5 protein-coding genes are annotated in these 6,401 nt (G+C 73.1%); all 5 read right to left on the bottom strand.

The window, feature by feature from the left end; all coding sequences use genetic code 11:
* On the bottom strand, positions 1–183 hold a 183-nt coding region (locus HCN52_RS20485; RefSeq protein ID WP_168089929.1), incomplete at its 3' end, for an NAD-binding protein.
* Positions 180–1,244 carry a phospho-N-acetylmuramoyl-pentapeptide-transferase gene (gene mraY / locus HCN52_RS20480; RefSeq protein ID WP_167971948.1) on the bottom strand — a complete coding sequence of 355 codons (1,065 nt, stop codon included), beginning with the start codon at positions 1,242–1,244 and terminating at the stop codon, positions 180–182. The genes HCN52_RS20485 and mraY, both read right to left, overlap by 4 nt.
* Entirely contained in the window at positions 1,241–2,683 is a 1,443-nt protein-coding gene (locus tag HCN52_RS20475; protein ID WP_168089928.1) for a UDP-N-acetylmuramoyl-tripeptide--D-alanyl-D-alanine ligase, read from the bottom strand. The genes mraY and HCN52_RS20475 overlap by 4 nt, the downstream gene beginning before the upstream one ends.
* Positions 2,680–4,437 (bottom strand): UDP-N-acetylmuramoyl-L-alanyl-D-glutamate--2,6-diaminopimelate ligase, encoded by a 1,758-nt coding sequence (locus HCN52_RS20470; RefSeq protein WP_376767171.1) that lies wholly within the window; start codon positions 4,435–4,437, stop codon positions 2,680–2,682. The genes HCN52_RS20475 and HCN52_RS20470 overlap by 4 nt, the downstream gene beginning before the upstream one ends.
* Before the next feature lie 27 nt (positions 4,438–4,464).
* The coding region (locus tag HCN52_RS20465) for a peptidoglycan D,D-transpeptidase FtsI family protein (protein ID WP_245175321.1) at positions 4,465–6,401 on the bottom strand (1,937 nt) is incomplete at its 5' end.

The following is a 6,401-nucleotide window of genomic DNA, read 5'->3' as shown; positions in this document are numbered from 1 at the left end:
GGCCCCGCCGTCGGCGACGGGGCCGGTGAGTCGGTCGGCCGCGGCACGCGGGCGGGGGCCGTCGCCACCGTCGACGACGGTGACCCGGGCGCCCGCGGCAGCCAGCGCGCGTGCCGCGCTGGCCCCGCTGACGCCGAGCCCGGCCACCGTGACGTGGCGGTCGGTGAACTCCTCGCCGGTCATCGGCTCGTCGCCCAGGTGCCGTAGAAGATGCCGAGTCCGACGATGACGCAGATGCCCTGGATGATCCAGAACCGGACCACCACCAGGACCTCGCTCCACCCCTTCAGCTCGAAGTGGTGCTGGAGCGGGGCCATCTTGAAGACCCGCTTGCCGGTGAGGCGGAACGAACCGACCTGGATGACCACCGACATGGTGATGAGGACGAACAGACCGCCGAGGACGGCGACCAGCAGTTCGGTGCGGGAGACGATGGCCAGACCGGCCAGGGCGCCGCCGAGCGCGAGCGAACCGGTGTCGCCCATGAAGATCTTCGCCGGGGAGGTGTTCCACCACAGGAAGCCGAAGAGCGCTCCCATCAGCGCGGCGGCGACCACGGCGAGGTCGAGCGGATCGCGGACCTCGTAGCAGCCGGGCCCGGCGGTCAGCTCGTTGGCGCAGGTCTGGCCGTACTGCCACACGCCGATGAAGACGTAGGCGCCGAAGACCATGACCGAGGCACCGGTGGCCAGGCCGTCCAGACCGTCCGTCAGGTTCACGCCGTTGGACATGGCCAGGATCATGAACAGCGCCCAGACCACGAACAGCACCGGCCCGATGGACCAGCCGAAGTCCTGGACGAACGACAGGTGCGTCGAGGCCGGGGTGAGTCCGCGGGAGTCCGCGAAGTTCAGCGCCAGGACCGCGAAGGCCACGCCGACGATGAGCTGGCCGAGCATCTTGGCCTTGGCCCGCAGACCGAGGCTGCGCTGCTTGACGATCTTGATGTAGTCGTCGAGGAAGCCGACCAGGCCCATACCGGCGAAGAGGAACAGCACCAGCAGACCGGAGACGGTCGGCATGGCGCCGGTGACCGCCTTGGTCACGAAGTACGCGATCAACGTGGCCAGGATGAACGCGATGCCACCCATGGTCGGGGTGCCGCGCTTGCTGTGGTGGTCCCGGGGGCCGTCGTCCCGGATGAACTGGCCGTAGCCCTTGCGGGCGAGCAGCTTGATCAGCAGCGGGGTGCCGATCAGGGTCAGGAAGAGCCCGATGACCCCGGAGAAGAGGATCTGCCTCATCGGGCGGCGACCCCGCCTTCGGTATCACCGAGCAGGTCGATGGCGACCCTCTCCAGACCCACGGCGCGCGATGCCTTCACCAGCACCACATCTCCCGACCGCAGCTCGTCCCGCAGCAGCTCCAGCGCTGCCTGAGCGTCGGACACGTGCACCGACTCCTCACCCCACGAACCCTCGTTCTTGGCACCCATGTCCAGCCAGGCGGCCTCCAGGCCGCCGACGGACACGAGTTTGCTGACGTTGAGCCGGACGGCGAGCCGTCCGATGGCGTCGTGCTCGGCCTGCGAATCGTCCCCCAGCTCGGCCATCCGGCCGAGCACCGCCCAGGTGCGTCCTCCGTGCCCCATGGTCGCGAGCGTCTTGAGCGCCGCGCGCATGGAGTCCGGATTGGCGTTGTAGGCGTCGTTGACGATCGTCACACCGTCCGCGCGCTCGGTGACCTCCATCCGCCATCTGGAGAGCGGGCCCGCGGACGACAGCGCTTCGGCGATCTGCGTTGCGGGCATGCCCAGTTCATGGGCGACCGCGGCTGCCGCCAGCGCGTTCGACACGTGGTGCTCACCGTACAGGCGCATGGTCACACCGCTGCGCCCGGTGGGGGTGCACAGCGTGAACGAAGGCCGCCCGTCGGAGCCGAGACGCGCCTCTTCCGCCCGGATGTCTGCCTCGCCCGACTCGCCGAAGAGCACCACCCGGGCGCGGGTCCTGGCGGCCATCGCGCGGACCAGTGGATCGTCGGCGTTGAGTACCGCGACACCGCCCTCATCTGCGGCGGGCAGCGCTTCGACCAGCTCTCCCTTGGCCTGGGCGATACGGTCCTGACCGCCGAACTCGCCCACGTGGGCGGTCCCGACGTTCAGCACCACACCGATGCGCGGCGGGGTCAATTCGGCCAGGTACCGGATGTGTCCGACGCCACGTGCGCCCATCTCCAGGACGAGGTGCCGGGTCCCGGCGTCGGCGCGCAGCGCGGTGAGCGGCAGCCCGATCTCGTTGTTGAGCGAACCCGGCGTCCACACGGTGGGGCCCAGCTCGCGCAGCAGCTGCGCGATGAGGTCCTTGGTGGAGGTCTTGCCCGAGGAGCCGGTCAGCGCCACCAGGGTGGCGCCCAGCTCGCGCACGGTGTGCCGGGCGAGTGCGCCGAGCGCCGCCGTGACGTCGTCCACCAGGACGGCGGGGACGCCGACCGGGCGGGTGGCCAGCACGGCGGCCGCGCCGGCCTCGACCGCGGCGGCGGCGTAGTCGTGACCGTCGACCCGCTCGCCCTCGAAGGCGGCGAACAGCACCCCGGGAGCGGCCTCACGGGAGTCGATGACGGCGGGGCCGGTGACCGGGGCGTTCAGCGGGTCGGCCCCGGGGTCCGTGTCGGGGGCGGCGGGCAGCCCGTGCGGCTTCCCGTCGACGACGGCGGCGAGTTCGGCGATGGAGAGGGGGATCATGCGCTGTCCTGGTCCGTCCCTGGGCTGGGTGTGGCGGAGGCGTGGCCGGCGCGCTCGATGGCGGCACGCAGTTCGGTGCGGTCGTCGAAGGTGCGGATGACGCCGGCGATGTCCTGGCCCTGCTCGTGCCCCTTGCCGGCGACCACCACGGTGTCGCCGGGCTCGGCGCGGGCCACCGCGGCGGCGATGGCCGCGGCGCGGTCCTCCTCCACCAGCACGGTGCCGCGGTCGTGGCTGGGCACCTGGGAGGCGCCGGTGAGCATGGCGGCGAGGATCGCCAGCGGGTCCTCGGAGCGGGGGTTGTCGGAGGTGAGGACCGCGGTGTCGGAGAGGCGGGCGAGAGCGGCGCCCATGGCGGTCCGCTTGTGCGGGTCGCGGTCGCCACCGCAGCCGAGGACGGCGTGCACCCGGCCGTCGGTGATCTTCCGCACCGCGTGCAGCACCGACTCCACGGCGTCGGGTTTGTGGGCGTAGTCCACGACCGCCAGGTAGGGCTGGCCGGCGTCGACCCGCTCCAGCCGGCCCGGGACGCCCGGCACGCGGGCGATCCCGTCGGCCGCACGCTGCGGGTCCGCGCCGGCGGCGGCCAGCGCGGCGATGGCGGCGAGGGTGTTGGCGACGTTGAACTCGCCGGGCAGCGGTGCCTCGGCCCGGACGACGACGCCGCCGGGGCCCTCCACGGTGAAGGTGGAGCCCAGCGGACCGGCCTCGACGCGACTCGCCCGCCAGTCGGCGTCCGGGTGGCCCTCGGCCGAGTACGTGGTGAGCGGGACCTGCGCCTCGCGGGCCAGCCGCTGCCCCCACTGGTCGTCGATGTTGACGACTCCGGCGCGCGAACGTGCCGGGGTGAACAGCTGCGCCTTCGCCCGGAAGTAGTCCTCCATGTCGGGGTGGAAGTCCAGGTGCTCGGGGCTGAGGTTGGTGTACACGGCGATGTCGAAGACGCAGCCGTCCACCCGGCCCAGCACCAGCGCGTGGCTGGAGACCTCCATGGCGAGCGAGGTGACCTTGTGCTCCCGCATCACGGCGAAGAGCGCCTGGAGGTCGGTCGCCTCCGGCGTGGTCCGTTCCGACTTGATCCGCTCGTCGCCGATGCGGGTCTCCACGGTGCCGATCAGCCCGGTCTGGCCGCCGTCGGGGGCGGCAGCGCGCAGCGCCCCGTCCACCAGGTAGGCGGTGGTGGTCTTGCCGGAGGTGCCGGTGATGCCGATGCGCAGCATGCCGGCGCCGGGGTCGCCGTAGACGGCGACGGCGAGCTGCCCCATCACGGCACGCGGGTCGGGCACGGTCAGCACGGGGAGGCCGGTCGCGGCCGCCCGCTCGGTGCCGGCGGGGTCGGTGAGGACCGCTGCCGCACCGAGGAAGGCCGCCTGCGCGACGAAGTCGGCGCCGTGGAACCGGGCACCGGGCAGCGCGGCGTAGATGTCGCCGGGCCGGACGGCGCGGGAGTCGTGGGTGATGCCGGTGGCGGTCGCGCCGCCGGCTTCCCCACCTTCGCCGGACGGAGCCTCGGGCCCGTCGGTCGTCGGGGCGGGGGCTGCCGTGAGTTCAGCGTCCGCGGCGCGGGCCAGTTCGACCAGCGGAACCGGTCGGACGTGCTGTGGCCTGGGCAGCGCGGGCTGGGTCTTGTCACCGTGTCGCACGGCCGTGAGCGTACCGGGCCCGGCGGGGGTGTCGCGACGTGAGCCCTGCGGCCCGTCCGGGGTCCCTGCCCCGGAGGGGCCCTTCCGGTCCTCACCGGTGATGATCTTCACGTGGGCTCCGCTCGTTCCTCGTTCGTGTCAGGCGTCGGGGTCGAAGGTGGTCGGCAGGGTGACGGCGTCCTCGCCGCTCGGCGCCACCTGGAGCGCCTTGAGGGAGAACTCCATGACCTGGCGGAAGACCGGTCCGCAGACCTGGCTGCCGTAGTAGCCGCCCTCGGTGGGGTTCTGCACCGCGCAGTAGACGGTGACCTTCGGGTCGTCCGCCGGGGCGAACCCGGCGAAGGAGGCGGTGTAGCCGTCGTAGCGTCCCGTCTCCGGGTCCACCCGGTTGGAGGTGCCGGTCTTGCCGGCGACGCGGTAGCCGGGGATGCGCGCGGCGCCGCCGGTCCCCCACTCCTCGTCGTGGACGACCGTCTCCAGCATGGCGGTGAGCTGCCGGGCGGTCTCCTCGCTGACGACGCGCTCCCGCTCCGGTTCGGGCGACTCCTGGTACTGGCCGTCCGGCCCGGTGGTGCCGCGGACCAGGCGGGGCGCGACGCGCTCGCCACCGCCGGCGACGGTGGAGTACACCGAGGCCGCCTGCACGGCGTTGACGGAGAGCCCCTGACCGAAGGAGACGGTGTACTGCTGCGAGGCGTTCCAGTCCTGGGGCGGCGCGAGGATGCCCGCCGTCTCGCCGGGGAACGCCAGCCCGGTCGGCCGGCCGAAGCCGAAGTCGGCGAGGTAGCGGTGGAGGATCCGGTTGGCCTCGGGCTGCTCCTCGGAGAGGGTCTCGGTGGCCAGGATGGTGCCGATGTTGCTGGACTTCGCCAGCACGCCCGCCAGCGTCAGGTAGTACGTGTCGTGGTCGTGGTCGTCGGCGAAGGCCCGGTCGGCACGGGGCAGCCGGTTGGGCACCGTGACGTGGGTGTCCGGGGCGGCGCTGCCCTCCTCCAGGACGGCGGCCATGGAGATGAGCTTGCTGGTGGAGCCCGGTTCGAAGGCGTCGGAGAGCGCGGGGTTGCCCAGGGTGCCCGGCTCGGCGCGGCCGTAGTTGTTGGGGTCGTAGCCGGGGGCGGAGGCCATCGCGAGGATCTCGCCGGAGGCGACGTCCTGGACGACGACGTAGCCGCCGTCGGCGGCCGAGGCGTCGACCTGCGCCGCGATGGCGGACTGCGCCGCCCACTGGATGTCGCGGTCGATGGTGAGCTCTATGTCGGTGCCGGGCACGGCGGGCTGCTCGGTGGAGCCGGCCGTCGGGACGCGGCGGCCGCCGGACTGGGCGTAGCGCATGGTGCCGTCCTCGCCCGCCAGCTGCGGGTCGAGCTGCGCCTCGATCCCGCCGCCGCCGACGCCCTCGCTGTTGACGAAGCCCATGACGCCCGCGGCGAGTTCCCCCGCCGGGTAGACCCGCTTGGGGTTCTTCTCGCGGAAGATGCCCGTCAGGACCTGATGGCCGGAGCCCTCCCGGACCCGCTCGGCCAGGGTGCGGCGCAGGTCCTGGATCTGCGCCCACGCCTGCGGGCTCTGCTGGCGGGCGAGGACGGCGTACTGCGACTCGGGGTTGTCGAGCAGCCGGGCCAGGCGCTCCTCCTCCTGGTCGAGGATGGGCGCGAGCAGCGCGGCGGCCTGGGCGGGCCCGTCGTCGGTGTCGGTGTGCTCCTCGGTGAACAGCGAGGGGTCGGCGATGATGTCGTAGGCGTCGACGGTGGTGGCCAGCGCGGTGCCGTGGCGGTCGGTGATGTCGCCGCGCTCGGCGGAGATGGGCACGGTCACGAAGCGGTTGACCTGCGCCTTGTCGGCGTAGGTGGTGGCGTCGACCGCCTGGACCTGGACCAGGCGCACGGTGAAGACGAGCATCACCAGCGTCAGGCCGAGGCCGATCAGCCGCAGCCGGGGGCGGGGGCTGCCCAGGCGCAGCGATTCGTTCCGGGCGGCCGACCGGGGCCTCGGGGGGCGTTCGGCGCTCACGGGGCCTCCAGGGGGGCGTCGGGACGCGGCGGGCCCTGCGGGGCCGCGCCGTCGCCGGCGGGGGC

The sequence above is a fragment of the Streptomyces bohaiensis genome, from assembly GCF_012033785.1.
In the GTDB taxonomy this organism is placed as follows: domain Bacteria; phylum Actinomycetota; class Actinomycetes; order Streptomycetales; family Streptomycetaceae; genus Streptomyces; species Streptomyces bohaiensis.
Note: the sequence above shows the minus strand (reverse complement) of the source record. Positions and strands in the feature narration are given on the sequence as shown.